Genomic DNA, 26822 nt, shown 5'->3' with positions numbered 1-26822 from the left:
AGGGGGAGTGCGTATGTATCCATATCAATACGATCCACGTTTTCAAAATTTGTTTCCGCCTGGAGGAGGCCAAGGCTTTCCATCGTTTCCACCTGGAGGAGGGGGTCAGGGCTTTCCGCCGCCGCCACCTGGAGGAGGAGGTCAAGGCTTTCCACCATCGCCACCTGGAGGAGGGGGCCAAGGGTTTCCGCCGCAGGGAGGAGCGCAGCCGCCTTCAAGTCCGCCGCCAGGTTTTACACCTGCACCAAAGCTAGGTTCAGGAGGTCCATCGCTTTATGCTGTTGATCCAGGCGCTATTTCAGGATGCTTATACCGATACACCTATATATGGCCGAGAAATGGTCGACCTTACTGGTTTTACCCAACCTTTGTGGGCAGACGCTCAGTTGCAGGATATCGCTGGACAGGATCTTTCTGGGTGTATGCTGGGGTAGATGTAAATCAAATTCGAGAATTTCAATGTGTATAAAACTCCGCTTGCGGAGTTTTTTTGTGCGAAAAGGTTGACGCATAAAAAATGACGTTATATAATAAATCTCGAATTAAAGATAATTTGTTTAGTAATATCTCGAATTGATGATAATAGACACTTTTTAGGAGATGACATTTATGGCAAATGTATTATATGTAAAAGTAAATCCGCAGGTTGATGAAGCATCATTTTCAACTCGTTTAGCACAGGTTTTCTTGGATGAGTATAAAACAGCAAACCCGACTGATACAGTGACAACGCTTGATCTGTATAAAGAAACAGTTCCATTCATCGACGGAGATGTTTTAGCGGCGTGGGGAAAAGCTGGAGCTGGTGACGAATTATCAGCTGTTGAGTTAGAAAAAGTAACGCGTATGGGTGAATTAGTAGAGCAGTTTTTACAAGCTGACAAAGTTATTTTCTCAGCTCCAATGTGGAACTTAAGCTTCCCTCCACTAATGAAAGCATATATTGATAACATTTTAATTGCAGGAAAAACGTTTAAATATACTGAAAATGGTCCAGTAGGATTAGCTTCAGATAAAAAGGTAGTATTACTAGAAGCTCGTGGAGGCGTGTATTCAGAAGGCCCTGCGGCAGAGCTAGAATTTACTCAAAGCTATTTACGTACAGTAATGGGATTCATTGGTGTTCAAGATTTCCAACTGGTTGTTGCAGAAGGAATGGCTTACACGCCAGCAGAAGCAGACAATATTCTAGCAAAAGCATCTGAAAAAGCAAAAGAAGTTGCGTCAACGTTCTAATCTCAAGAGGCTGGGACAAAAGGATTTTAGACGAAGTGAAAAACGAACCACTGATCAAGATGTTTGATTAGTGGTTCGTTTTTTTTTGTTACGGTGAACATAGGTTTCATGTTTGTAAGTCTTTCTAGCAGTTGATGGGAGGGCAAGCCGAAGACTCCTGCGGGAAAAGCGGAATAGGTGAGACCCCACAGGAGCGTATGCGACGAGGAGGCTCAGCATCCGCCCGCGGAAAGCGAAGTCTTGCACGGAAATCAACTGCGGTGTCAAAAGCGGTTCGGCTCATGTATACGAGTTATTCGTCTTTAGATTGGATTCATTTGTTTATGTCTTAACCTCTTTTTTAGGGTTAAAATTCAATATCCACCCTTCAGAAGATGTAGAAAGGGTTACATAAAGTGCAGCATAGGGAACGTGCTTCTTATAAAAGCGCTTATACATTTTTATTTACAAGATAAAAAAAGCATGGTTAAATAATGACCATGTTAATGTACCATCAGGATAGGGGAAGTTTTTCTGCAGAATCATTGGGGTATGCTACAAGTACAATCTAAAAAAGGGTGATTGAGATGTTTAAAAAATTATTTGGTAATAAGACAAAATCAAAAGAAACAACCGTTCTAGCTCCGCTTTCAGGTAATATCCTGCCAATCAGCGAAGTGCCAGATCCAGTGTTTGCACAGAAGATGATGGGAGACGGTTTTGCAATCGAACCTTCAGAAGGACAAGTTGTTTCACCCGTTGCTGGGGAAGTCGTTCAGCTTTTTCATACAAAACATGCGGTAGGCTTAAAAACAGAAGCCGGTACAGAAGTATTAATACATATCGGCCTTGAAACAGTGGCAATGGAAGGCGAAGGATTCGAAGCTCACGTAACACAAGGTGACAAAGTAAGTGTAGGAACACCTCTTATTACATTTGATTTAGCGCTTATTCAAGAAAAAGCGAAAAGCATTATCACACCAATTGTTATTACAAATAGTGATGCAAGTGAAAGTTTCGAAATTTTGGCTCAAGGGACGGTTCAAAAAGGCGAAACTGCTTGTGCAAAAGTAACGATGAAGTAATAAGCAAGGCCTTTTCCTTTAAGAAAGGAGAGCGCATTTGAAGATATTAAAAGTGTTAAATAACAACGCCGTTGTCTTTAAGGAAGGCGGAGTTGAAAAGATTGCGATGGGTCCCGGCATCGCTTTTCAAAAAGGTAAAAATGATCTTATTAATGCTACAAAAGTGGAGAAAGTCTTTGTCATGAAAGAAGAACAGGAAAAGTTTCAAGAACTATTAAAAAATCTTCCTGAAGAGCATATTCAAGTGGCGGAAGAAATCATTTCGTATGCTGAGCAGCAGCTTTCTGCTACGCTAAGTCATCATGTGCATATTGCTTTGAGCGATCATTTATCCTTTGCTGTCGAAAGGATAGCCCGCGGAATTTCCATCCAAAATAAATTGCTTAATGAAATTAAATCACTCTATCAGCCTGAGTATGCAATAGGAGTGTGGGCTCTTCAGCATATCAAAAAGAGGTTAGACATCACGATGCCGATTGATGAAGCGGGATATATTGCGCTTCATATTCATACGGCGAAACTGAATTCACCGGGAATGCAGCAGCTCATGATGAATACAACGATTATTAATGAAATGGTTACGATTATAAAAAAAGAGCTGAATATGGAGATTGATGAAAACAGCATGTCCTATCAGCGTCTGCTGACTCACTTGCGCTTTGCGTTAAATCGTTTAGCGCAAAATGAACCTTTTCATGAGATGGATGAAGAGATGCTCGACGTATTAAAAGTCAAATATAAAAAATCGTATCAGTGTGCTGAAACGATAAAGCAATTTGTCAAAGAGGAGTACGACATTAATTTTCCAGAAGCGGAGTTAGGCTACATCACGCTTCACATTTGCCGAATAGAGCAAAGAATATAGAAAAAAGCATTGACGAATATTGTTGTATTGAGTACAATGAAAGCGTATTAATTGAATAATCGGGATTGTGACTGGTAAAGCAGGCAAGACCTAGAATGCGCATAAAGGACAAGTGTGTCTTTTATAAGCGTGTTTTAGGTCTTGCTTTTTTTATGACATACAACAAGGAGGAAGTAAGATGGACGTAAAAGAAATTGCTAAAAAGCTTGTTCCGCTTTTGGGTGGAAAAGAAAATATTGCTAGTGCCCAGCACTGTGCTACGCGTTTGCGCCTCGTTATTCGAGATGAAAGCAAAATCGATCAAAAAGGTTTGGATGAAATAGAGGATGTAAAAGGGGCTTTTTCAAATTCAGGACAGTTTCAAATCATTTTTGGAACCGGTCTCGTTAATAAAATCCACGCTGCTTTTGTTAAAGAATTAGGCGCTGAAGAGGCTGCTGCCCCAGTAGATCACCAAGAAGAAATGAAGAAGAAGATGAACCCATTTGCCCGTTTTGCTCGCATGCTTTCCAATATTTTTGTTCCGATTATTCCAGCCATTGTAGCAAGCGGTTTATTAATGGGATTGCTCGGTATGATGAAAGCGTTCCACTGGGTCTCAGAAGATAGTGCGTTATTTGTTTTATTGGACATGTTCTCAGGAGCAGCATTTATCATTTTACCGATTTTAATCGGGTTTTCAGCTGCAAAAGAATTTGGTTCAAACCCTTATCTTGGAGCGGTTATCGGAGGGATTTTGACGCATCCGATGTTATTAAATCCATGGACATTAGCAGATGCTAAGCCAGAATATATGGATTTGTTTGGCTTAAGTATTCCGCTGATTGGCTATCAAGGTACGGTCGTTCCAATTTTATTAGCTATTTACGTGATGAGTAAAATTGAAAAGGGCCTGCGGAAAATTGTGCCGAATTCGGTTGATTTACTTGTTACGCCTTTTTTAACTGTTATTATCACGGGCTTTGTGTCACTTGTGTTTATTGGTCCTTTCGGCCGTTATATTGGAGATTTAATTTCCATTAGCCTTCAGTCTCTATACGATGTAGCCGGAGTGTTTGCAGGAATTTTGTTTGGTGGCTTATATTCAACCATTGTATTAACAGGCTTGCAGCATAGTTTTCATGCTATTGAAGCAGGGCTGCTTGCTAACCCGAAGATTGGTGTTAACTTCTTACTTCCTATTTGGGCCTGCGCGAATGTAGCGCAAGGAGGAGCAGGGCTGGCTGTTTACTTTAAGACGAAAAATGCCAAAACGAAAAAAATTGCGATTCCGGCGGCTATTTCCTCTTTCTTAGGAATTACAGAACCGATTATTTTTGGCGTCAACTTACGGCTTCGCAAGCCATTTATTGCTGCGGCTATAGGCGGGGCAGCCGGGGGAGGCTATGTTGTACTTATGCACGTAGTAGCCAATGCATACGGACTCACAGGTATTCCAATGATGGCAATCGCCGCACCGCTTGGTATGAGCAATTTAATTCACTATATCATCGGTATGATTATTTCTGTGGGTGTAGCATTCGGCGTTACGTGGTTCATGAAACTAAAAGAAGACTGAGAACCAGCGCTAAGCATACGAGAATAGAGAATGGGATTAGATTTGCTCATCATATTTTATGATGAGCAAATTTTGTGTCGTAAATATGAAACTTTTTAAAAAGTAATACGTAGAACAGTCAAAGAGATAAGTTGATGTTGTGTAACAGGAACGTAAATGCTACACTACATATATTGGATTGTACTATTATAGTCAGAAAGAGAGCTGGCACATGGAATTTTATCACGATCTTTTTCTATATGCGCCGTATTTATCTGCTTTCGTTTTATACATCCTTTGTTATTATATGCTTCGTGAAGCTAGGTTTACGGCTTTTCATGCGGAACCTGTCACTGACCATGTGAATGCAGGGATCGATCCTTCAGTATTAACGATATGGAAAAGACGAAATGTATTTATACATGTGTATAGAAAAACACCAGTTAAAGAGAAGAATAATGATGAAGAAGATCCTTTCCTTCTGAAAAACACTTCATACATTTAGTCATTATTAGGAGGAAAGAATATGAAAAGAAATAAAAAATTATTATTGCTTGGTTTAATGGGAGCGCTTCTTTTAGCTCTAGCCGGCTGTAGCAGTACAAAAACACCGGTTACGGCTACAAGTGGCGGATTCTGGGATCATTATTTTGTTTACCCTTTATCTATGGCATTAACGAAAATTGCTGAGTGGGCAGGCGGAAGCTATGGTCTGTCTATTATTATTGCAACGGTTATCATTCGTTTAGTTCTATTGCCACTTATTTTAAAACAGCAAAAGAGCACGATGGCTATGCAAGCACTTCGTCCAGAGATGGAAAAGATTCAAAAGAAATATGCTGGTAAAAAAGATCCGGAAACACAGCAAAAGCAGCAAAAAGAAATGATGCAGCTTTACCAAACGCATAAAATTAATCCGGTTGGCGGATGTTTGCCAATCTTTATTCAAATGCCTATTATTATCGCATTTTATAATGCCATTGCACGAACGCATGAAATTGCGCAGCATTCATTCTTATGGGTAAGTTTAGGAAAGCCAGATCCTTACTTCATTTTACCGGTAGTTGCAGCGATTACGACATTCTTACAAATTCGTGTAAGTATGACGGATGAAATTCAACCTCCAATGAAAATGATGATGAACATTATGCCAATCTTCATCTTAGTAGCGGGAATTTCACTTCCATCTGCTCTTGCACTATATTGGGTAATTGGTAACTTATTCGGAATTGGACAAGGTTACTACTTGAAAAAACGTATGAGTTTATTAAAAGAAAAAGATGCGGCTAATAATGCAGCACAAGCTAAAACAAAGCCATCACCAAAATCTAAGTCAAAATCATAATATACAAAAAGCGCAGCTATCCGCTGCGCTTTTTTATTTTTTCAAAAATGTGATGAGATGAGGAGATTTGTGTAACGCTATAAAAAAAGACAGGAGTGAACATGGTGAAAAAAATAGCGTTATGTCTGCTTTTTCTTATGTTGTTCCCTATGCAAATAAATGCTGCCAATACAGTGAAGGTCAGTTTTATACGGCAAGGAAACCTATGGGTATATGATAACGGTACCGAAAGGCAGTTATCCTATGCCCGTCATGCCTCTATGCCTCAATGGTCATCACATGGAGATATAGTTGCGTATGCAGAAAATGATTCTTTAATGATTGCACCGTTAAAAGGAAAACCGCTGCTTGTTGAACATGATGTGACTCATTATCAATGGTCACCGGTTGCCGAGGAGCTTGCGTATATTTCGAATGGAATCTTAGTATATTACAACGTTAAAACGCATGAAAAGAAGCGTGTAGCCATAGGAGTTGATCAGTTTTCATGGTTTCCGGAAGGAGATCGATTTTTAATTACGTCAGCTGCTGCGCTGGCGCCCACGGGATGGGGACCGGTAAAGCTATATACAGTGAGCAAATATGCAGGGTTAGATGTGAAAAAAGTAGAGGCTTTTACGACGCTGCCAGCAGAAAATGATTCATTTTTTGCGTATACAACAAGCAGCTTTAAATGGTCTCCTAACGGTCAATGGATTAGTTTTATCGCTATTCCAACGGCTTCGATGTCTGCAGATGCAAATAAGCTGTGCATCATTACAAAAGAAGGAAAAGCTTTTCAAGTGGTGGGAGATATGCTTAATGTACCCAATTGGTTTAAGTGGAGTAATGAAGAGCAAGTACTGGCATTTATTAATGGAGAAGGAAGATTTGCCACCGAAAATAAAAAGTTCACTTTAAAAGAGATGCCCGTTTTTAAAGAACATGTGTTTACGCCAAAAGGCTTCGCAGATTGGGATTTCACTTGGACAGAAAAAGATAACATCATCATTTCACGTGTGCCTGAAGCAGGGTGGTCGAATGATGAAAAAAAGAGGCCGCTGCCTTTTTTATATGGCATGAATGTAAAGACCAATAAGCAAAGTCAGTTCACATTTCCGCAAAAAGGCTTAGGCGATTACGCGCCTGTTTATCATAAAGCAACGAATCAAACGATGTGGATTCGTACAAATCGAAAACAAGCAAATCTTTTAACACGCGTAAAAGATACGAAAAATGACAAGGTACTCATTTCAGATTTAGACCTGCCGGGAAATTATTATGAGCTGTATCGGTGGAATGAAGTATTTAGCGTGTACAGTCCTTAATAGCTAATTAAAACATAAGAAACTAAGGTGAAAAGATGAATATACGATTGTTGGCAAAAGAAGACGCTGACGTGTACTTTGAACTCCGTCTTCGTGCTTTAAAAGATCATCCCGAAAGTTTTATTTTAAGTTATGAAGAAGAATATGAAAAAGAAATTGCTGATATCAGAAATTATTTTCCAAGCAGCCAATCAGAATTTGTAGTAGGAGCTTTTATGGAAAGCCAGCTTGTAGGGATTGTAGGGTTTCAGCAGCAAAAGCCTTTAAAAGTTCAGCATAAAGGAGATATTTGGGGCATGTACGTAGCCCCTGAAGCAAGGGGGAAAGGTCTTGGGAAGAAGCTGTTAAAAGCCGCTGTTGAACAAGCTTTTTCCAAAACGAATGTTTTGCAAATCTACCTAGCTGTCGCTGCTAAAAATGAAGGGGCAAAAGCCCTATACAAAAGCCTCGGTTTTACTTCTTATGCGTATGAAAAAAGAGCTCTTCAAGTAGATGGTGAATTTATTGATGAAGAGCATATGGTATTGTCTATAAAAAGCCTTTGACCATATCAAAGGCTTTTTTGTACGGGAAAAATTTAGCTGAAACGTATAGAGATGGAAGCACATTCCCCATAAATATGCTATGATTTAACATATAGGATTATGGAGAGGCGAGGCAGCGGATGGAAAAACTGATTGAATTAAAAAATGTTGCAAAAGTATACAAAAAACATACCGTATTAGAAAACATTCATACGACCCTTTATAAAGGAGAGACTGTTGCGATTGTTGGAAAAAACGGGGCGGGAAAAAGTACGTTTTTAAAGCTAATTGGCGGATTATCTAAACCGACTAAAGGAACAATTCACCTTGATAAAGAAACCGGTACGCCTGGATTTGTGGTAGAGCAATTTCCTCAGGAGCTGCGTTTTACCCTAGCAGGTTATTTGCAGCACATGGGACGAATTCAAGGATTGTCTAAGAAAAAGCGCATCTCTAGAATTGAAGAGCTGCTCGAAACTTTCGAAATGGTAGAGTTTAGACATGAAGAAATCGTTTCTTTTTCAAAAGGAATGAAGCAAAAAGTCAACATGATGCAAGCACTGCTGAGTTCTTCTAAGCTGCTATTGCTCGATGAACCTCTATCAGGATTAGATGCGCGTGCTCAGCTAGAAGTAGAACGAATTTTTACAAAGCTAAAAGAACGAGGGATGACCATTGTATTTACGTGTCATGAAGAAAGGCTCATACATGCTGTAGCAGATCGTGTTATCACTATTGGGTCACAGCGCATTTTAAAAAATGAGCGCGTCCAACTCATTGAGCATTTAACGGTTATTGAGGCAAATGTGATTCTTAATAAGCCACTTCGTTTATTAAAAGAAAAGTGCACGAAAATTGAACAGCACGGAAACTACTGGATTTTTTATATAGATAAAAAATATGTAAACGAGTTTCTTGCAGAATTACTTGCTGTTCAAGGTGAAGTTGTAAAGCTATATCATATGGAAAGGGAAGAAATTTAAGATGGGTGCATTGATTCGCTATCATTTTATTACATATATTAAATCGTATCGATATATTCCGCCGCTTGCACTTTATATTATTTCGCTGTGTATGAACTATACATATAGACCGAACCCGGTGCTTGATAGCTTTTTTAATACGGCGCTTTTCCTCTTTTTTCTAACCACTTGGTTTACAATGTCGCTGTTTCACGCGGAAGATTCCAGTCAAGAAGTTATTACAAAACTTCACGTAGGGAAAAAGAATAAGTACTTTACGAGCAAACTTATTAGCTGTGTTCTGCTGTTTACATTTTTATCAGCGGTTTCAATTGCCTATCCCGTGCTGCTTGATATGTTTGAAGTGGATATATCCACTAAGCAAATGGTGTTTGGGTTTATTATTCACTGGACGTTTAGTTTGCTTGGTATGAGCATAGGTCTTGTTTTTACAAGAGATGTTGTAAGAGAAGGCAGCTTATCGTGGTTTGGACCTCTATTTATTTTAATCATTACGCTTGCAGCGGCAGGTGTTTCATTTCCGTATCAAGGAGGCGGACTGCTGCTGTATGTACTGCCGCCCGTATCTGCAATCATTCAATTTATTAACGAAGGATTAAATAAATTTTTGGTGTTTGGCTGGGCTTTGCTTTATGCCATAGCATTAATTAGCCTGTACTTGTGGCGAGCGAATAGAAGAGATGTATAAAGAATAAACACTTGCCGCGGCAAGTGTTTATTTTTTATGAAGCACGTTATAAAGACGATCCGGGTAATTAGTAAACATGCCGGTTACGCCCCACTCGATAAGTGTTCTCATTTGTTTTTCATCATTTACTGTATACGGGTGGACGTCTAAATCATACGAGCGAGCTTTTTGTACATATGGTTTTGTCAGCGTGCTTGCGTTAGGACCGATGCCGTTCGCGTATGTTTTAATTTGTCTGAACTGCTGATCTGTTAACATATTGGTTTGCTTGGAACGAATCAGTTGAATTAGTTTCATAGTAGGTCGGTATCGATGGACGGTTTTTAAGCTTTCAGGACTAAATGATTGTACAATGACGTGATTGGTATGAATGTTGTACTTAGCCATCAGCGTTAACAATTCTTTTTCCATACCTGGATATTCATGAGGAGATTTTGTTTCAATATAATAGTTTGTTCGATTGCCAAACTTACGGAATATTTCTTCTAAAGTTGGAATGACGGCTTTTTTAGGACCTTTTCCTGCGTTCAAACGCTGAAGCTGCTTCACTGTATACTGTTTTACATATCCTGTTCCATTTGTCGTGCGGTCAACTTTGTAGTCATGAATGGCTACAAGCTGCTGATCTTTAGACATGTGAAGATCAAGTTCAATGTAATCCGCTTTTTGCTGTACGGCAGCGAGATAAGATTGCATCGTATGCTCTGGCTCATATCCTGATGCGCCTCGATGAGCAATAATGGCTACTTTTTCTGCTTGAGTAGAAGCTGCCTGCGTATGTATAAACATAAAAATACCGCATAAACAAAAAGTGAGTGAGCTTACAAACCACCATTTTCGTCTCATATCAAAACTCCTTTTTATTGAGGGGTCGTGCATTAGTTTACCAGCGAGATGTTGTGTTCATATTAAGGCTGTGTAAATATTTAAATAAAACGAACCAGTGTGTAATTAAAAGTAATAAAGGCCGATGTTTAGTGAGAAACATCGGCTGTTTTTTCCGGGCGGAGGCTTGTATAAATAACGAGTCTGCGCTCATGAGTTTTCTGTTTATGATCAAATGTTCCCGTACAGGTGATTAAATTAAGCTGGTGTTGAAAAGTTGGACCGAAAATCTCTCTGATAGGAGCAGACTCTCGGGGGTAAGAAGCTTTATTGGTAACAACAAAGGCCAGCTGCTGACCTTGCTGATCGGTTACAAAAATTTCATCTCCTTTTGTGAGCTTGTCGAGATGATAGAAGATAGCGGGTCCTTTTTGGTCATCAACATGTCCTGCAATGACCGCATTTCCTTCCTCTCCGGGTCTTGCTCCAAGCTTAAACCATGCTACATCATGACCGTTATCAGGAACGCTCATTTCACCTTGATTAGTAAGGCCCATTCCTTTTATAAAAGCCTTGATATGAAGCTTCGGAATAATAAGCTGAGATGGAAGAGGTGTAGAAGCGGTCCCTGAAGATTTCAAGGATTGAGCCGATTTTGTTTCAGCCATCTTCACAACAAAATCCGTCGAGCTGTTTGCAAATGCTGATTGGGCAAACCAGCTGCTCATGAATAGTATAAAAGAAAAGGTGAAAACCCCTCCTATCCATTTCATTCGCTTTCGTATCCTCTGTGACGACGAACAACAAATATAGCGACCGCTCCAATTCCCAATAAAGTAAGAACCGGCACAATTGAATTATAATTATCCTCTGAAGCACCGCCCATACCGGTTTTTGGCATTTCGGAAGGCATAGCGGTATTATCTTTTAATAACAGCGTTTCAAGGCTGTCGGCTTTGTTAATAGCGAGCACCGTGTAGACCGTGTTGGCTTCTAAATTAAGGTTTGGAATTTCCAGTATTTTTTTATTGTCTTGACTAGTTGCGATGGTTAAATCATAAGTTCCGGCATTTACTTCAGAATAATTTGTCATTTGTTTAAAAGCAGTGTCTTTAAACAAAGCAGGGCCGTGATTAATACCTACATTAACAGCGGGAGCATCTGGAGAAAAGTGAGCAATTCGGATTTTACTCTTTCCTTTAGCTACGTTCATATCATCTTGAGCTACTTTTAATTCTAAGCGTGCAACTTGGTTAATAGCAGCAAGGGTATAGGCTTTGTTTGCTTCGACGGTTACATTAGTGGAAATGACAGGTTTTTCTTTTCCTTTTGTACCTATAGCATATACCTCTACTTTATGAGACCCCGCAGGTACCTTAAGGTAATCTGTCACATCTTTAAACGATGCGCCGACTACGATGCTTTGATTGTCCACATATATATCTACTTCAGGTGCATCAGGTGATGCATGCACAACTCGTATCATTGCCTCCTGCACAGCTGCAGAAGTGAAATTATCTGAAAAAGCTAGCAATAAAACTGCGAGTAAAGAAGCAGCAATAATCTTTACACGGTTCATAACGTTTTACTCTCCTTTTAATCTAAGTTTGTCCTGTTAATCCCGTATGAAAAGTGGTCGGGGTGCATTCACTTTTGAACGTACTCGGGCATTTATTCACTTGTTATCATCTACAATTTTATCCAATATATGCATAATTTATTTCATTAGATGAAATTTTTGTAAAAGAGCAGATAAATAGTTTGAATTTTGTGATAATATTAAAATAGAGCGTTTAGTTAGTAATTGATGTCTCTATCACAAAAAGGAGGGGAAGTTATGTGCTGCAAACGAATCATGAAATAAAAAAGGTTGTTCATCGTTCGCTATCAGCTAAAATGATTGTAAAGCGTATGCTATTTATTTTAGTCGGGGCCCTTTTAATGGCCGTCGGGCTAGAATTTTTTCTTGTCCCTAATGAGGTTATTGACGGTGGAATTGTAGGTATATCTATTATTTTATCCCACTTAACGGATGTTCAAATCGGCTTTTATATCTTCGTATTAAATCTTCCATTCTTTTTTATTGGATACAAGCAAATTGGAAAAACATTTGCGCTATCTACGCTATTAGGTGTTATCATTCTATCCATTGCTACCTCTATTTTTCACGACTTGCCGGTCTTAACAGGCGACCCTCTTTTAGCAACTGTGTTTGGCGGAATTGTTCTCGGTGTGGGAGTAGGAATTGTTATTCGATACGGAGGTTCTTTAGACGGCACCGAGATATTAGCTATTTTATTTAATAAGCGTACGCCGTTCTCCGTAGGTGAGACGATTATGTTTTTTAATTTATTTATTTTGGGAAGTGCCGGTTTTGTATTTGGCTGGGACCGCGCTATGTATTCTTTAATGGCTTACTTCATTGCTTTTAAAACGATTGACATTGTGATTCAAGGTTTAGATGAGTCCAAGTCAGCTTGGATTATTAGCGAACAATATGAACAAATTGGTGAAGCAATCCTTGCTCGTTTAGGGAGAGGCGTCACGTATTTAAACGGGGAAGGTGCGTATACGGGAGATGATAAAAAAGTGATTTTTTGTGTTATTACCAGGCTTGAAGAAGCAAAGTTAAAAGCAATTATCGATGAGATAGATCCATCTGCTTTTTTTGCTGTAGCAGCTATTGCTGAAGTCAGGGGAGGAAGGTTTAAGAAACGAGATATTCATTAATGAAGGTTGTCTGCTAATGAGACTGCCCCTTATTATAGCTTACAGCCGAATTTTTAGCTTTCTCTGCTTGATTGTTTGTAATGGTTTACGTTACTTTTGCTGCTTCATGCATATTGAGCCCCTCTTTTTTCTTGTATGTCTTTGAAACAAACATGTAAAATGTCTAAAAGATATAAAAAGAGTACATAGTAAAAAAACAGAAAGAGGGAGTGACATGAAAAAAACGTTAAAAATACTAGGAGTCAGTCTTGCCGTTCTTGTTGCAGTAACCGCGGCTTTTTTTGTTATATGGTCGGGTTTTGATTATGAACCTTCAAAACAGCTTCACTCACTGGTAGATGAGAAAAAAGTAGTGAAAAAAGACGATTATTACGTATTTAAGCCTCAAACGAACAAAGAGATAAAGGCCGGCTATATTATTTATCAAGGTGCTAAAGTAGAGCCGTTAGCATATGGCTATTATGCTCAGCAAATTGCAAATGAAGGATATCTTGTTGCTGTTGTAGATTCTCCGTTTAATATGAGCTTCTTTAGTCAAAATAAAGCGACGGATATTGTGAAGAGCTACCCGAAGATTGCCGCATGGTTTATCGGAGGGCATTCCCTTGGAGGAGTGAGTGCAGCGTCTTATGCGTATGATCATCAAAACTCAATAAAAGGCTTAGTTCTTTTAGCATCGTATCCGATGAATAAAAATGATTTTTCAACCTCCACTTACCCTATTTTGTCTTTAACCGGTGAGAAAGATGGTTTGTCGACGCCTGAAAAAATGAAAGAAACCAAGCATTTACTTTCAAAAAATACGGAGCTGGTCCAAGTGAAAGGAGCTAATCACGCACAGTTTGGAATGTACGGGAAACAAAAAGGCGACAACAAAGCCAGTATTTCTCCTAAAGAGCAGCAGGATGAGCTAGTAAAAAGAACGGTCAAGTGGTTAAACAGTCAAATGAAAAAGTCCGTCAGTAACTAACTGACGGACTTTTTTTCTTTTTTTGGAAATAATACTTGAAAAAATAACCAGTTAGTTATATAGTTAGTTACATGAGTAATGAACCACTTAAGTGAGGTAGTCAAAATGAAACAATCATTAGATCATCAGCGACCAATTTTTCAACAAATCAAAGAAACCATCGAAGAGAATATTTTAAATGATGCTTTTCCAGAAGAAGAAAGAGTACCGTCTACGAATGAATTTGCCAAAATGTATCGCATTAACCCTGCAACGGCAGCTAAAGGAATTAATCAGCTAGTTGACCACGGAATATTGTATAAAAAGAGAGGGATCGGGATGTTTGTATGTGCGGGTGCCAAAGAAGTGTTGCTTACACAAAGAAAAGAAGAATTTTATAACCGTTTTATCGTTCCGCTGAAAAAAGAAGCACAGCATTTAGGAATTACGGTAACCGAGTTAAAAGAGCTGTTAGACAAGGGGGAAATAGAATGAATATAGAAGCGCAGCTGTTAAATAAATGCTACGGATCTAAGCAAGTGTTAAAGGATATTTCACTTACGCTAGCACAAAATAAAATATACGGACTGCTAGGTAGAAACGGAGCGGGTAAAACGACTCTGATGCAAATTGTAGCCGGACATATTCCAGTTACAACAGGAGAGGTAAAAGTGGGAAATCAATCTCCGTTTGAAAACCGCTCTGTTCTACAAAACATCTGCTTAATTAACGAAAGCGGAAATTTCAAAAAAACATTAAAAGTCAAAGACGTGCTAAAAATTGCCTCCTTTTTTTATCCTTATTGGAGCCAGGAAGCTGCTGAGAGTCTTATGGAAGAGTTCGATTTAGATTGTAATAGGAAAGTGAAAGCATTGTCTAAAGGCATGGAATCAGCGTTAGGAATTATTGTTGGGTTATCTTCTCGCACAAGCATCACAATTTTTGATGAACCTTATATTGGACTTGATGCTGCGATGCGAGCGCGCTTTTATGAGCTTTTATTGGATGAATATGAAGAATATCCACGCACGTTCATTATTTCAACGCACTTAATTGATGAAGTAAGTAATTTGTTTGAAGAAGTACTTATTATGCAAAAAGGAAAGCTGATTCTTCAGGATACAGCAGAAAATTTGCAGCAGCGCTGTGTAAGTGTGAAAGGACCTAAAAGTCAAATTGAAGAGTATGAAAAAGGAAAGCAAGTCATCCATGAACAAGTATTCGGGGGAGAGAAAAAAATAGTGCTGTTTAATGAAGATATTTATGCTGAAGAACTTGTCGACAGTTCGTTTCATGTAGAAGCCGTTCACATACAGGATATTATGATTTATCTTACAGCCAATCGTGGAGGTGTAGCGTAATGAAAGGACAGTTTGCTGCCATCAGCTATTCGCTCTACGTCGAACTGAAGTATTTAATGATTCGGTTTTGGACGATATTGTTAGCGTTTGTTGTCGTCGATATTTTAGTGTTCAGTCAGGTAAACGAACATCTTTTATTAGTAACAAGTATGCCACAGTACATCTTTTCAGGTATTGCGAGTTTTATTATTATTCGAAAAAGCTTCTCTTTTTGCTTAAAGCTAGGTGCTACTCGTAAAGCATATCTTTCAACGATGACCTGTGTTTTTGCTCTATTTGCAATTGTAATGTCTTTTATCAATGTTGTCATCATGAGCATTTCAATGAAGGTGATTAATAGTTTGAATTTAATGAATGTTCAGCTTTATTATGCAAGTGATTTTATTTTCCATGATCCTACTCTCGCTGTTCACTTTTTAACGGACGCTGTCTTTATCTTTTTTATTACAGCAGCCGCGTGTTTGCTTGGCAGCATTGTCTACAAATTCGGGCAAACAGGAGGGATGATCAGCGGTGCTGTTCTGGTGTTACTGTTCACAATTCCAGTAACAAAAGAACCGATTATTCATTTTATAAAAAGCTTTTCGAGCGGGTCGTTATTGCTTACATTCGGAACAATGGTTATCGTAAGCTTCCTACTCTTTCTTATCAACTGGCTGTTTTTAAAAAAAGCGTCTCCTGTCCATCAAGCCTAATAAAAAAGCAATCATTCCTTTACTGAATGATTGCTTTTTTACTGTACTTTTTTTGAACAAGCTGCATCAATATCTAGAATCCAGTCGTGAAACTTTTGCTGAAGAAGTTGAAGAGAAGACTGATTGTTAGATACAATGTCCAGTCCGCGCTCATCGTATAGGTGGAAGATGGTTTCTTTATTCAAATTCACAATGTAACACTCTTCTTCAATAGCCGGATGAATATGAAGATCACGGTTGGCAATTGATTGTAAAAGAAGTTTTTCTTTCACATCATTTGTTTTACAAGCAATAATATACTCAGCGTTATTTAATAATGCTACGGATTGAACTTCTTGTTTCTTCAGGCGAGAGCGGATGAATTTTTTAATAGCTGTTTCTTTTTTCTTTTTTAAAAGTAAATCATCCTGTGCAGCATTCGCTTTGAAAACAAGCAGCAGCTCATCATTTTTTTCATGGAGTGTCTCAAAAATTTCGTAAGCGCGTGCGTACACATTTTTCATGTATTCTCGTTCCCATACGCCTTTTTGATTGGTAAGCGTAAAGCGAATACCCGCGGGCGCGTTATAAAAAAGAGGTCTCTTCATTTGAACATTTGGAAACATTGTTGTTAAGTATGATTGAAGCCGCATTGTGGTCATACGCAACACCTCATTTAGTTTAGTCCTGACTTAATATGTTGAATTTAGTCTATCACGTGATTAGCTAAATTTGTAAAGAAGTAATGTTATTTAATCAAAAGGTAACCAAACTGTTATATTTTGTTGATTTTGCATTATTTCTTTACACAACCTTTGCGGATGAACAGGTTTTTTCATACGGCTGTCGTATTACTTAACGTAGTAACGACGTGAAGAAAGGATGATAGACGGTGAAAAAACAGCTTGTTCTTATTTCAATTGTTACAGCTGCTTTCTTTGTGCTTATTTTTCACAAAACGATCTTTCAAGAAGGTAATCCTCTTCCCATTGCATGGAGTATTGTAAAACTAAAGTCTTCAGGTGAAGATGTTGTTCAAATATCCGATAAGCCTAAGAGGTACCTCATTCATTCAAATGACTATTTAACGTTTATTAAACAAATGAAAAAGAAAAAAGTGAATTTTCAATATCAAGACGATAAAAAGTTTTATTTTAATAACGACGATGAACGCCAGCTGTTCGTCAGCAAAAACTATACCGATAAGTTCACGATTATGGAACTAAAGAAAAAAGAGCTGACTGAAGCTGGCGTTGAGTAATAAGACTAATCTCTGCCCTGTGTCCCAAAATCTTTAATTTGAACATGAACATGATAGTCGATGGTCGACTGGCTAAATATTTCATCCCATTCATGCTGATGTTTTTTCCAAAAACGAGGATAATGAATTCGTACGTAATCATGCAGGTCAATCACATCAGCTTTGTAGTTATTTTGCAGTAAGCCGAGTGTTTTTTTCGCATCTTTTCGAATGATTTTTTCTATTTTTTTTTCGATCTTTTTTACATTAGAGGCGGCAAGAGACTGTTTTGAAGTCTCCCAATCTTCTGATAGTCTGCCTCTTGTTTGGACGTTGATGTCAAAATGAACGGAGTGATTTGAATCAATGCGGGCCTTCACATCTTGCTGAACATCTCCAATTTCATAGGAAAAGGGATATGGACCGTGTTTGCCGTAAATAATTCCGCCTTTAATATTCCCCGTTAACCACGTTAAAGCCTCTACTTGGTGCTGAGTTAAGATGAATTTTGCTTTTTTATCTTTGATGATCGCCGCACCGTCTAGTTCAACGCTGTTTTTTATTTTAGAAAGCCGCTGTATTAAAAAGCTTTGATCGGTTTTTAACTTAGCCGATAGCTCTCCCATGGTTAAGGGATTTAGAATTTTATTCGTCTTGAATTTATTGTAAACAAGCTCATAAATTAAGTTGACTGGAGGCACAGACATTCCTTGAATCGTTAAAACGTTTTTAGCATCGCCTTTTGTAACAAACGCAAGGCTGCTGCGCCGTATTTCATTATCACGGACAAACTGATTGATAAGCGCATCCAGAGGGATCGTCTTGCTTGCTTTTTCTCCTATTAAAAGCGCTCGCTGATGCTGGCTGTATATAGGGTCAGATTTCAGCGAAATATTTCGCGTGATTTCATGAATGGTAGGACCAGCTGTTGTAATGTTCTTGTATGGAATGGAAGAAGACATATTTCCGGATTCCGTTTCGGTCAACGTTTGATGAGTCAGCACAAGCTGATTTTTTCCTGTTTTTGGTTCGATTTTTGGTGTAATATCCATTGCCACTCCTATAACAAGAGCAAGTTGTTCAATATTCCGATGGCTCATACAGCCGCATAATAAAAAAACGGTCATCATGACAGGAAGACATTTTTTCGTCATTTGAACACAACCTTTTTTATTTTCATTAACGTGCTGAAAAAAAGAGGGATAACTAAAAATGTCACTAAAAATGCCCAGCCTAATACCGTTGAAAAATGGGACACGTCGCTTGCTGTTTTGGGGGCTAACGAGCTCATAAATAAAATGGGCACAAGAAAGATAATATTGGTAGTTGATCGGTTTTTGAAAATCTTTTTAAATCCTGAAACAGCCAAAAAGAAATACATTACAAAGGTTAAAAAAAACTGAAGAAGCCAGACAATAAGTAAAAATAATTCAAGCCTCTCAAAGAAAATTCCTTTTACTTCATGCGTCTGAACAAATTCAATCGTAGGCCAGACGGTCGTCTTTACTTCCGGAACGGATAACGCGCCGACAACTAATACGTAAGTGATAATATATAAAAGTAAAGGAATAGAAAATCCGATGATCGAAACTTTTCGTAAGTGATTTTTATTTTTCATATGCTTCGGAAGAAATACAATGGTTTCAATCCCTAAAAAAGAAACAGAGACGGTTGTAAAGGCAGCAAGAAGCGGGCTGAATCCGTCAGCTAATACAGGCTGCAAGTTTTTTAAATCCACCATACCGATGCTAAGAGCGTATAAGGTAAGAAGAATGATGACCGTTACAGGAAAACATAGTGCCATTACTTTTCCAATAGAATCAATACCTCCCGTGATTAAATAAACGCCTGTCAAAATAAACGAAAGAATAATTAATTCAATGGGCATCGTTTCCAGTAAATAAAAATGAATCATTTCTGCCATAGCTCTTACTTCAAAACTTGCTACAGATGTAAAATAAACGACCATAGCAAAGTTGAAGATATTTCCAATTATCTTGCCGGTTACTTCCTGTGTAAAATCAAACATACAGCTGATTGTAAAATACTTAACCATCCAGACTAAAAAAAGAACAATTCCAATAAACAAAAGACCGTCCATAATCAGTACAATCCATCCGTCTGCATTATTTGTCTGGTTTGTAATACTGCTTGGCAGTGTTAATAAACCGACGCCAAGCATAGTTGAAGAAATAATTGAAATGGCGTAAAAATCTGAAAGAAGCTTGCTTGATTGTGATTGTTGCATATGGTCCTCCTTTTGTTAGTTTTGTTTTGATTTATTTTTAGACTGTTTTAGGCTTTTGTTTGGGAGACGAACATAAGAGTCTTTCCACGCTTTTTTATTTAACGCAAAAAACGGTTTAAAGTAGGCTATACCAAAACTTTCGAGTTTGGTTAAATGGATGACGAGCACAAGAAAAAACATGGAAACTCCGTATAATCCAAAAATTGCTGCAATCATCATAGATACGAAACGCAAAATTCGAAACGAAAGGCCAATTCCGTACTGAGGAACGGTAAAGGACGCGATTGCCGACACGGATACAACAATAATCATCACGGAACTAACGATATGTGCTTCTACCGCTGCTTGACCAATCACAACGCCTCCTACAAGTCCAACTGTTTGTCCAACAGGAGTAGGGAGACGCAGCCCGGCTTCGCGCAACAATTCAAGCGTCACTTCCATGACCACTGCTTCGATAAAAGGAGAAAAAGGAACGTTTTCTCGTGTGGCTGCAATAGTAATAGCCAGCTCTGTCGGAAGCAGACCTTGGTTAAACGAAACGAGTGAAATATAAATAGCTGAAAAGAACAACGTAATAAAAATAGACAAGTATCTCAGCAATCTTAGCAATGAACCCGCTATCCATCTTTCGTAATAATCATCGGGTGATTTCATAATCATATCGAAAGTAGTAGGCACTAAAAGAGCAAAAGGAGAACCATCTACTAAAATGGCTACTCGCCCTTCATTCACCGCAGCGAGAACGCGATCCGGTCTTTCTGTATTTTGTACTTGAGGGAACGGTGAGTAGGGTGCTTCTTCTAAAAATTCTTCAATCATTCCTGAGTCTTGAATGTTATCTAAAGGAATATCTAATAATTTCTCTCGGACTTGATTCACGATGTGAGTTTGACAGTGTTTATTATGAAAAACGATACTTGTTCGATGTTCCTTTGCATTTCCAATGTAAATGTCTTCAATAACCATTTCTTCTTCGGTAGAACGCTGCCTTAAAAGACCAAGGTTTTCATCTAAGTTTTCGATAAGCGCAATTTTAGGGCCACGCACTACTTTTTCTGTGGTAGGTTCACTTAAAGAGCGCTGTTTGGTCATAGACATATTCAGCGAATATGCCGTGGTGCTTTCGCTAATAAACAGCAAGGGCTGACCTTTAAAAAAACACGAGATTGCTTGCTTGTATGTATAAACTTCTTTGTCTTTAATGACAGAAATAAATGAATCGATGTCATCGAGTGTTTGCGTTTCACTTTTTGCTTTGGTCTCAACAACATGCTGAGTAAGATTATCAAGCTTTTCTCCGTCTACTAATCCTTGGAGGTAAATAATGCATATATATTTTGTGGGGGACAGCCATAATTTTTTGGAACCAACATCTGTATTTTGACCCACCAAATCTAGAAACGTTTGAACGGTGTAGTCTGCATTGGGCTGAAATTTTGAATCGAGCATAAATAAACTCACCGCCTGTTGTGTTAATGAGCTTAGTGTTTGCGATGTAAAAACGAGTTATACGAAAAATGTGGAAGAATAGAAAAGATATGTTATGGTAAAGAAAAGAGGTGATGGTATGCTACATTCATTTACGTTAAAAACGAATAAGCGTGACGAAATGATCGACGTTACGAGTCAGGTACAAGCAGTAATAAGAACAGAAGGATTAAAAGAAGGGGCTGTAGTTGTTTACTGTCCTCATACAACCGCTGGTATAACAATTAATGAAAATGCGGATCCGGATGTAAAAACGGATATGATCCGACGCTTCGATGAAGTATATCCTTGGGAACATCAGTTAGATCTTCATATGGAAGGAAATACGGCGGCGCATCTCAAAGCGAGCACGGTCGGCTCCTCTCAGCATATAATCATTCACGATGGGCAGCTGCTGCTAGGAACGTGGCAAGGAATTTATTTTTGTGAGTTTGATGGACCGAGGAACCGTACGTATTATGTGAAAATTTTATCCCTGCAATAACTTTTTTTCATACTCATTGTCCAACTTTCTTTTTAAAGTTGTTATAAAACAAAGTTTAGTTAATATAAATGTTATATAACAGTTAAAGGGAGAGATTGAACAATGGAAAAGATCGGTGCAGAACAAGAAACAGTAAAAAAAGAAAACGAAAAAACAAACTTTACATGGGTGGAAGAATACCCAACTATTTTAGACATTGTTAATGAGTATTACAGTACGTGTCGATAATGTGAAGAATCTGGGGCAAAATTATTTTAGTTGAAGGAAGATCCGAACGCGTTTGATTCCTGCTGGAGAATCCAACGCATTCGGATTTTTTCATTGATATAGTGAACGTAGATTTTATGTATGTAGACGAGGAGGCTCATCAGCCGCCTGGGGAAAGCGAAGTCTTACAAGGAAATCAACAGCAACGTAGCAAGCAGTTGAGATTATTTATCCCGTTTGTTCGTCTTTTTGGAATAATTTAGTTAGGTCTTAATATCTTTTTTATAAAAAAGATATAATAGTAGCAATTTTTCTAAAAGGTTTAATATAATAAATATTAGGGTACTGAATTGTATGAAATAAAGATAAAACGCATCGTTTCATACTATTTCCTTTTTTACCGCTAGTATAGCCTTGAAGAAAAAGTTTCATTTGATATACTAACTATACGCTTAGTCTTTAAGAGAAAGATGAAGATTCATTGTCATTGTTACACGCAGTGAATGAGCTGCCTTTGCTTGGCGAAAACGTCGTACAAACAAAGACAGATAGCGAATTGTTTTGGGTGCGTTCATTTAGTTCAAAACAGGGAGGCGATTAGTCTATGTTACTTGTACGTATGGCCATGATTGGTTTCTTTTCATTAACAGCCATATCATTGTTTTCTTTTCAGTCCGTTGAAATTATCCATGCAATTATGGACTTTTTTTCATCAGCTGATAAGTACTAAAAAACGATATCTTTTTTAAATAAAAAGCGGATAACCCTTAGGGGGCTATCCGTCAAAAACCGCCCAAAAGGCGGTTTTTTTATGCTTATAGCTGTGCTCACAAACGCACTGCATTCATTCTCTGATGACAAAGTCTACGTGTTTTTTTGATTAACATTCGTTAAAATAAGTATTTACGTACTGTTCAAACTGAAGCCAATCGTCCACGCGAGGGACATTTACTTCTTCGTTATACGGGTAGCTCATGGCAACAGCATGGCGACCTGTAGCTTGAAAAGCCTTCAAATTATGAGGTGCATCATCAAATAGCAAGTCTCCGTATATTTTATCTTTTTGGTGTGTAAACACGATATTGTACTTTCCGATAAACGGAAGGTGTTTTTCAACCCACTGCTCTTTTTCTGTATAAGCATAGGTACGGCTGCTTGTGACAATTAAAATGGAAAACCTTTCATAAAGTCGTTTAAGAACCTCAACAGCATGAGGCAGAGGTTGTAAATGTAAAAAAAGACCCGGCTGATCGAGGTAGTCATAAATCTTTGTGCCGCATTCCGGCTTTACATACTTTTCTGATTCCCAGCATTTTAACTTTTCAACCGATAAGCTGTCGCAATAATCTTTGTTATATTGGTTATGCCAATCCGTCATAAGATCACAAATGACAGAATCCATGTCAATTAAAAGGGTGTGCATTTATTCAACTTCCTTTACAGTATTCATCTACACGCTTGGTTTTGCAATGCGCTGCTTCTACTATACCAAATCTTTTACATGCAGAAAAAGAGCAAGCCGCATCAAAATCGCACAGCTTGCCCTTTTTATCGAAACTACATTCTTTTAGCACCTAAATAGCGTTTGCTCCAATAGCTCTCTTTTAGAGAAGAGATGCTCACACCTTTAGATGAAGAACAGTGAAGAAACTGGTTGTTTCCTAAATAAATTCCTGCATGGGAAGGCCCTTTTGTATAGGTTTGGAAGAACACAATGTCTCCAGCTTTTGGACTTGAGACGCGCGTTCCTTTTTGATAAATCTGAGCTACTGTCCGAGGAAGCTGGACCCCGCCGCCATGTTTGAACGCATAGCCAATAAAACCGCTGCAGTCAAAGCCGCTTGGCGTTGTTCCGCCCCAGCGATAGCGAACACCCATGTACTGTTTTCCTTTGTTAATCACTGCGTTAGGGTTATAGCGCGCTGAGCTAGAAGGCGATTTGCCCTTTGCTGAAACGCCTAGTTTAGCGTACGTTCCTTTTCCGACAATACCATCTGCTGCTAGTCCATTTTTGCGCTGAAATGATTTTACAGCAGAAGTTGTAACAGTCCCAAAGTATGTAGTCGTATTCCCTTTAAAATAACCTTTATTTTTCAACGTTTGTTGTAGTTGTTTAACATCTTGGTGATTCATGCCTTGGCGAAGCGTTTGGTCGCCTAGAGCCGCTTGGCTGACAATCGGGCTAGTAGAAACAATAACGCCAGCAAGCGTAAGAGCTGCTATTACTTTTTTCATAAAACTAGTACCCCCTGAAAATTTTTCCTGATTTGAGTAAATTCATCATATCATCTTTCGACAGTGTTCTACGTTACAATTTCATTACATATATGAAAAAAATGAAATATAAAGGTGAATATAGTCTTATAAAAGCTGTAATTAAAAGGGTTCTTTAGATGTGTAATATTGCTAGAAAAACTTTGAATATTTGACGGTAAATAACTAAAAGATATGAAAAAGTATGTACATTTAAAATTTAACAAAGAAATATGTTGTGAATTACTACACAAAAAGTTCGAACTCGGGTAAAATGTAGAACTATAATATAGTAGTCATATATGTGACTTTGATGAGGTGAAAGTAATGAAAAGAATAGGTGTATTAACAAGCGGCGGAGATTCTCCAGGTATGAATCCTGCGGTTCGTGCTGTTGTGCGTAAAGCAATTCATGAAGGTATGGAAGTTTATGGTATCTTCCAAGGATATCAAGGATTAATAGAAGGAAATATTAAAAAGCTAGAAGTTGGAGATGTTGGTGACATCATTCAACGCGGCGGAACGATGCTTTATTCTGCAAGATGTCCAGAATTCAAAACAGAAGAAGGGCGTTTAAAAGGTATTGAAAACCTTAAGAAGCACGGTATTGAAGGCTTAGTAGTTATTGGTGGAGACGGATCATATATGGGAGCTGTAAAACTAACAGAGCTTGGTTTCCCTTGTATCGGCATCCCAGGAACGATTGATAACGACATTCCAGGAACAGATTTTACATTAGGATTTGATACGGCTCTTCATACGGTTATCGATGCAATTGATAAAATCCGTGATACGGCGACTTCTCATGAGCGTACGTTTATTATTGAAGTTATGGGGCGTAATGCAGGAGACATTGCTCTTTGGTCAGGTCTTGCTGGCGGTGCGGAAACAATCCTTATCCCAGAAGCAAAAGATGAGTTCCAAGAAATGGTTGATCGTTTGAGAAAAGGACAAGAGCGCGGTAAAAAGCACAGCATTATCGTAGTAGCTGAAGGTGTAGCTAATGGTAATGAAGTAGCGAAGCAGCTTCATGAAGCTGCAGGTATTGAAACGCGTGTAACAGTATTAGGACACATTCAGCGCGGTGGTTCTCCAACTGCTCAAGATCGTGTGCTAGGAAGCCGTTTCGGCGGTCGCGCAGTCGAACTTCTACTAGAAGGTAAGGGCGGCCGTGCAATCGGTATCCGTAAAAATGAAATTGTAGATTATGATATTATGGAAATTTTAGGTGAACCTCACCATATCAATGCTGATATGTACCGTTTATCTAAAGAACTTTCAATTTAATCCCAGTGTTTCTGAGGCGAAGCTTCTTATATAGAAGGAGTTTCGTCTTTTTTTGATTGCATGCCTGTCCCTTCACAGTGTTTGCATGTTTTCATGTAACCGATACCAGGAATAACAGCTAGCTTTCCGAGCCCTTTGCAAAAAGTGCAAATTAATTCAAAACCAAACATTGGTTCATCCCCTCTGTACACGTTTTCTTTCAGTTTATCATAAAAGTAGACAAATAATTTTAAAAATTATAGAAATAATCAAAAAAATGATTACATTTGAACAGCGAGTGATATAGTAAAGAGAGAAGACCATTTTATAAAAGAGGAGAGGAAGCGTGATGTTTAAACGAATTTTACTTGCCTCAGATGGCTCAGAGCATGCAGCTAAAGCAACAGAAAAAGCCGTTCAGCTGGCTCAGCTTACGGAAAACAGTTTTATTCAAGTTATTTATGCAGTAGAAGGTGATTCAAGATTAAAATCACTTAGCCGCGACGAGGAACGGGAAAGTCGGATACATACAACGGATGAAATTTTAAAGCAAGGAAACGTGGAGTATGAGATTACCTTTATGCACGGAGACGCGGCTAAAACAGTGATTCAATTTGCTAATCAAAATTCATTTGACCTTGTAGTAATAGGAAGCAGAGGGTTAAATCCTGTAAAAGGCATGCTGCTTGGAAGCGTTAGTTCTAAGATAGCACAGCAAGTAACAATTCCTGTGCTAATTGTTAAATAGGAGAGAAATGCAATGTCAAACCAGTACAAAGAATTAAAACAGCTCATTGATGATGCTAAACACATTTGTTTTTTTACGGGAGCAGGAATGAGCACAGAGTCGGGCATACCTGACTTTCGCTCTCAAAATGGCTTATATCGCCAAAACAAAAGCTTTGTGGACATAGTAGCCGCTGACTTCTATGAACAGTATCCTCATGAATTTTGGCCGCTGTTTAAAGAGATTTTTCATATTAAAATGCTGCATCAGTATAAAGCAAATAAGGGCCATCGCTTTATTGCTGAACTAGAAGACGGCAAAACCGTGCATGTGATTACGCAAAATATCGATGGGCTGCACCAAGATGCAGGAAGCACGAACGTTTTTGAAATTCATGGGTCCATTAAGAGAGCTCATTGTCCGAGGTGTAAAAAAGAGTATGACTTAGCGTATTTAAATCAGTCAGCTCTCCCACAATGTACAGCGTGTGAGCGCCTTTTAAAGCCAAATGTTGTTCTCTTTGGAGATGCCATTCATCAGTTCGATGAAGCAGTTACAGCAGCGCTGTCATCTGATTTATTCATCGTGCTTGGTTCATCGCTTGAAGTAGCACCGATTAATCAGATTCCGCTGCTTGTGAGCCGGTACAATCGTACAAATATGGTGATCATTAATAAAGAACCTACGCATTACGATTATTTGTTTGATTTGGTTATCTATGATTCCATTGGACAAGTGGTTGCAAATTTATAAGCGTCTATGCATGGACATAGCGCTTTTTTAGCATTTAGTGATAAAGTGTAGGGATGTATCATATG

Annotated in this window: 33 protein-coding genes; 23 read left to right on the top strand and 10 right to left on the bottom strand. The window is 38.5% G+C overall.

Translation table 11 applies throughout. From position 1 onward, the window contains the following. Nucleotides 1-13 precede the first annotated feature (13 nt). From ACMX9J_RS11040 to ACMX9J_RS10990, 11 genes are all read left to right on the top strand, one after another. Nucleotides 14-469, top strand: coding sequence for a hypothetical protein (locus ACMX9J_RS11040; RefSeq protein WP_028415107.1), 456 nt, complete (start codon nt 14-16; stop codon nt 467-469). 140 nt (nt 470-609) lie between these two features. Further along, nucleotides 610-1236, top strand: a complete 627-nt coding sequence (locus ACMX9J_RS11035) for an FMN-dependent NADH-azoreductase (protein ID WP_028415106.1) — start codon at nt 610-612, stop codon at nt 1234-1236. A 134-nt stretch (nt 1237-1370) separates the two neighbouring features. After that, entirely contained in the window at nt 1371-1568 is a 198-nt protein-coding gene (locus ACMX9J_RS11030) for a hypothetical protein (RefSeq protein ID WP_372452798.1), read from the top strand. A 234-nt stretch (nt 1569-1802) separates the two neighbouring features. After that, the gene (locus ACMX9J_RS11025) at nt 1803-2300 is read left to right on the top strand and encodes a PTS sugar transporter subunit IIA (RefSeq protein ID WP_028415105.1); all 498 of its coding nucleotides are present in this window, start codon (nt 1803-1805) and stop codon (nt 2298-2300) included. 37 nt (nt 2301-2337) lie between these two features. Then, a complete protein-coding gene (locus tag ACMX9J_RS11020; RefSeq protein ID WP_033579862.1) occupies nt 2338-3165 on the top strand; it encodes a PRD domain-containing protein in 828 nt (275 codons plus the stop codon). A 178-nt stretch (nt 3166-3343) separates the two neighbouring features. Next, a complete protein-coding gene (locus tag ACMX9J_RS11015; protein ID WP_028415103.1) occupies nt 3344-4723 on the top strand; it encodes a sucrose-specific PTS transporter subunit IIBC in 1380 nt (459 codons plus the stop codon). Between the two features lie 505 nt (nt 4724-5228). After that, the gene (yidC, locus tag ACMX9J_RS11010) at nt 5229-6047 is read left to right on the top strand and encodes a membrane protein insertase YidC (RefSeq protein ID WP_014458568.1); all 819 of its coding nucleotides are present in this window, start codon (nt 5229-5231) and stop codon (nt 6045-6047) included. A gap of 101 nt (nt 6048-6148) precedes the next feature. Further along, nucleotides 6149-7354 (top strand): TolB domain-containing protein, encoded by a 1206-nt coding sequence (locus tag ACMX9J_RS11005; protein WP_325075028.1) that lies wholly within the window; start codon nt 6149-6151, stop codon nt 7352-7354. Between the two features lie 35 nt (nt 7355-7389). Then, complete coding sequence (locus tag ACMX9J_RS11000; protein ID WP_033579864.1) at nt 7390-7899, top strand: GNAT family N-acetyltransferase; 510 nt, start codon at nt 7390-7392, stop codon at nt 7897-7899. A gap of 119 nt (nt 7900-8018) precedes the next feature. Further along, nucleotides 8019-8861, top strand: a complete 843-nt coding sequence (locus ACMX9J_RS10995) for an ATP-binding cassette domain-containing protein (protein WP_416225810.1) — start codon at nt 8019-8021, stop codon at nt 8859-8861. Between the two features lies 1 nt (nt 8862). Beyond that, nucleotides 8863-9549, top strand: coding sequence for a hypothetical protein (locus tag ACMX9J_RS10990; protein ID WP_028415100.1), 687 nt, complete (start codon nt 8863-8865; stop codon nt 9547-9549). 27 nt (nt 9550-9576) lie between these two features. On the opposite strand, the gene ACMX9J_RS10985 is transcribed toward ACMX9J_RS10990, so the two are convergent. From ACMX9J_RS10985 to ACMX9J_RS10975, 3 genes are all read right to left on the bottom strand, one after another. Beyond that, nucleotides 9577-10395, bottom strand: a complete 819-nt coding sequence (locus ACMX9J_RS10985) for a glycerophosphodiester phosphodiesterase family protein (RefSeq protein WP_063248349.1) — start codon at nt 10393-10395, stop codon at nt 9577-9579. Nucleotides 10396-10523: 128 nt separating this feature from the next. Then, nucleotides 10524-11147, bottom strand: a complete 624-nt coding sequence (locus tag ACMX9J_RS10980) for a class F sortase (protein WP_028415098.1) — start codon at nt 11145-11147, stop codon at nt 10524-10526. Then, nucleotides 11144-11953 carry a DUF4397 domain-containing protein gene (locus tag ACMX9J_RS10975; protein ID WP_416225809.1) on the bottom strand — a complete coding sequence of 270 codons (810 nt, stop codon included), beginning with the start codon at nt 11951-11953 and terminating at the stop codon, nt 11144-11146. The genes ACMX9J_RS10980 and ACMX9J_RS10975 overlap by 4 nt, the downstream gene beginning before the upstream one ends. Nucleotides 11954-12213: 260 nt before the next feature. Here ACMX9J_RS10975 and ACMX9J_RS10970 point away from each other — a divergent pair, with 260 nt between their 5' ends. The 5 genes from ACMX9J_RS10970 (at nt 12214) to ACMX9J_RS10950 (ending at nt 16109) form a co-directional block, all read left to right on the top strand. Beyond that, nucleotides 12214-13104, top strand: coding sequence for a YitT family protein (locus ACMX9J_RS10970; protein WP_013058693.1), 891 nt, complete (start codon nt 12214-12216; stop codon nt 13102-13104). A gap of 214 nt (nt 13105-13318) precedes the next feature. Then, nucleotides 13319-14074 carry an alpha/beta family hydrolase gene (locus tag ACMX9J_RS10965; RefSeq protein WP_416225808.1) on the top strand — a complete coding sequence of 252 codons (756 nt, stop codon included), beginning with the start codon at nt 13319-13321 and terminating at the stop codon, nt 14072-14074. A gap of 105 nt (nt 14075-14179) precedes the next feature. Then, nucleotides 14180-14548: a GntR family transcriptional regulator gene (locus ACMX9J_RS10960; protein WP_028415095.1), complete on the top strand. Its 369-nt coding sequence runs from the start codon at nt 14180-14182 to the stop codon at nt 14546-14548. Next, nucleotides 14545-15414 (top strand): ABC transporter ATP-binding protein, encoded by an 870-nt coding sequence (locus ACMX9J_RS10955; RefSeq protein ID WP_063248347.1) that lies wholly within the window; start codon nt 14545-14547, stop codon nt 15412-15414. The genes ACMX9J_RS10960 and ACMX9J_RS10955 overlap by 4 nt, the downstream gene beginning before the upstream one ends. Then, a complete protein-coding gene (locus ACMX9J_RS10950) occupies nt 15414-16109 on the top strand; it encodes a hypothetical protein (protein WP_310884065.1) in 696 nt (231 codons plus the stop codon). Before ACMX9J_RS10955 ends, ACMX9J_RS10950 begins: the two co-directional genes overlap by 1 nt. Before the next feature lie 38 nt (nt 16110-16147). Here ACMX9J_RS10950 and ACMX9J_RS10945 read toward each other — a convergent pair whose 3' ends face one another. Next, the gene (locus ACMX9J_RS10945) at nt 16148-16750 is read right to left on the bottom strand and encodes a DUF3885 domain-containing protein (protein WP_013058688.1); all 603 of its coding nucleotides are present in this window, start codon (nt 16748-16750) and stop codon (nt 16148-16150) included. Between the two features lie 230 nt (nt 16751-16980). Between ACMX9J_RS10945 and ACMX9J_RS10940 the strand changes: the two genes are divergently transcribed. Further along, nucleotides 16981-17349, top strand: coding sequence for a hypothetical protein (locus ACMX9J_RS10940; protein WP_033579870.1), 369 nt, complete (start codon nt 16981-16983; stop codon nt 17347-17349). Between the two features lie 5 nt (nt 17350-17354). Here ACMX9J_RS10940 and ACMX9J_RS10935 read toward each other — a convergent pair whose 3' ends face one another. Genes ACMX9J_RS10935 through ACMX9J_RS10925 form a run of 3 tightly spaced genes read right to left on the bottom strand, consistent with a single transcriptional unit; the run spans nt 17355 to nt 21028 of the window. Further along, nucleotides 17355-18482, bottom strand: coding sequence for a Ger(x)C family spore germination protein (locus tag ACMX9J_RS10935; protein WP_048019906.1), 1128 nt, complete (start codon nt 18480-18482; stop codon nt 17355-17357). Continuing rightward, nucleotides 18479-19576 (bottom strand): GerAB/ArcD/ProY family transporter, encoded by a 1098-nt coding sequence (locus ACMX9J_RS10930; RefSeq protein WP_098113576.1) that lies wholly within the window; start codon nt 19574-19576, stop codon nt 18479-18481. The genes ACMX9J_RS10935 and ACMX9J_RS10930 overlap by 4 nt, the downstream gene beginning before the upstream one ends. 15 nt (nt 19577-19591) lie before the next feature. Then, a complete protein-coding gene (locus tag ACMX9J_RS10925) occupies nt 19592-21028 on the bottom strand; it encodes a spore germination protein (protein WP_048019908.1) in 1437 nt (478 codons plus the stop codon). A gap of 118 nt (nt 21029-21146) precedes the next feature. On the opposite strand from ACMX9J_RS10925, the gene ACMX9J_RS10920 reads away from it, so the two are divergent. From ACMX9J_RS10920 to ACMX9J_RS10910, 3 genes are all read left to right on the top strand, one after another. Further along, the gene (locus ACMX9J_RS10920) at nt 21147-21551 is read left to right on the top strand and encodes a secondary thiamine-phosphate synthase enzyme YjbQ (RefSeq protein ID WP_098249144.1); all 405 of its coding nucleotides are present in this window, start codon (nt 21147-21149) and stop codon (nt 21549-21551) included. A gap of 102 nt (nt 21552-21653) precedes the next feature. Further along, nucleotides 21654-21779: a hypothetical protein gene (locus tag ACMX9J_RS10915; protein ID WP_016765283.1), complete on the top strand. Its 126-nt coding sequence runs from the start codon at nt 21654-21656 to the stop codon at nt 21777-21779. 583 nt (nt 21780-22362) lie between these two features. Next, nucleotides 22363-22488 carry a hypothetical protein gene (locus ACMX9J_RS10910; protein WP_013058681.1) on the top strand — a complete coding sequence of 42 codons (126 nt, stop codon included), beginning with the start codon at nt 22363-22365 and terminating at the stop codon, nt 22486-22488. Between the two features lie 150 nt (nt 22489-22638). On the opposite strand, the gene ACMX9J_RS10905 is transcribed toward ACMX9J_RS10910, so the two are convergent. Both ACMX9J_RS10905 and ACMX9J_RS10900 read right to left on the bottom strand, forming a co-directional pair. Further along, nucleotides 22639-23181, bottom strand: coding sequence for a 5' nucleotidase, NT5C type (locus ACMX9J_RS10905; RefSeq protein WP_028415087.1), 543 nt, complete (start codon nt 23179-23181; stop codon nt 22639-22641). Nucleotides 23182-23315: 134 nt separating this feature from the next. Beyond that, nucleotides 23316-23993: a C40 family peptidase gene (locus ACMX9J_RS10900; RefSeq protein WP_016765281.1), complete on the bottom strand. Its 678-nt coding sequence runs from the start codon at nt 23991-23993 to the stop codon at nt 23316-23318. 345 nt (nt 23994-24338) lie between these two features. Between ACMX9J_RS10900 and pfkA the strand changes: the two genes are divergently transcribed. Continuing rightward, entirely contained in the window at nt 24339-25298 is a 960-nt protein-coding gene (pfkA, locus tag ACMX9J_RS10895; protein WP_028415086.1) for a 6-phosphofructokinase, read from the top strand. 26 nt (nt 25299-25324) lie between these two features. Here the strand turns inward: pfkA and ACMX9J_RS10890 are convergent, their stop codons facing one another. Next, on the bottom strand, nt 25325-25468 hold the full coding sequence (locus tag ACMX9J_RS10890) for a hypothetical protein (protein WP_013058677.1): 144 nt from the start codon (nt 25466-25468) through the stop codon (nt 25325-25327). A 158-nt stretch (nt 25469-25626) separates the two neighbouring features. Here ACMX9J_RS10890 and ACMX9J_RS10885 point away from each other — a divergent pair, with 158 nt between their 5' ends. Both ACMX9J_RS10885 and ACMX9J_RS10880 read left to right on the top strand, forming a co-directional pair. Next, nucleotides 25627-26025 (top strand): universal stress protein, encoded by a 399-nt coding sequence (locus ACMX9J_RS10885; RefSeq protein WP_013058676.1) that lies wholly within the window; start codon nt 25627-25629, stop codon nt 26023-26025. 12 nt (nt 26026-26037) lie between these two features. Further along, entirely contained in the window at nt 26038-26757 is a 720-nt protein-coding gene (locus ACMX9J_RS10880) for an NAD-dependent protein deacylase (protein WP_048019910.1), read from the top strand. Nucleotides 26758-26822: the final 65 nt, after the last annotated feature.

Origin of the sequence: Priestia sp. RMT2NF4 (assembly GCF_047872835.1) — a bacterium.
Lineage (GTDB): Bacteria > Bacillota > Bacilli > Bacillales > Bacillaceae_H > Priestia > Priestia zanthoxyli.
This window is presented reverse-complemented; position numbering and strand designations above follow the sequence as displayed.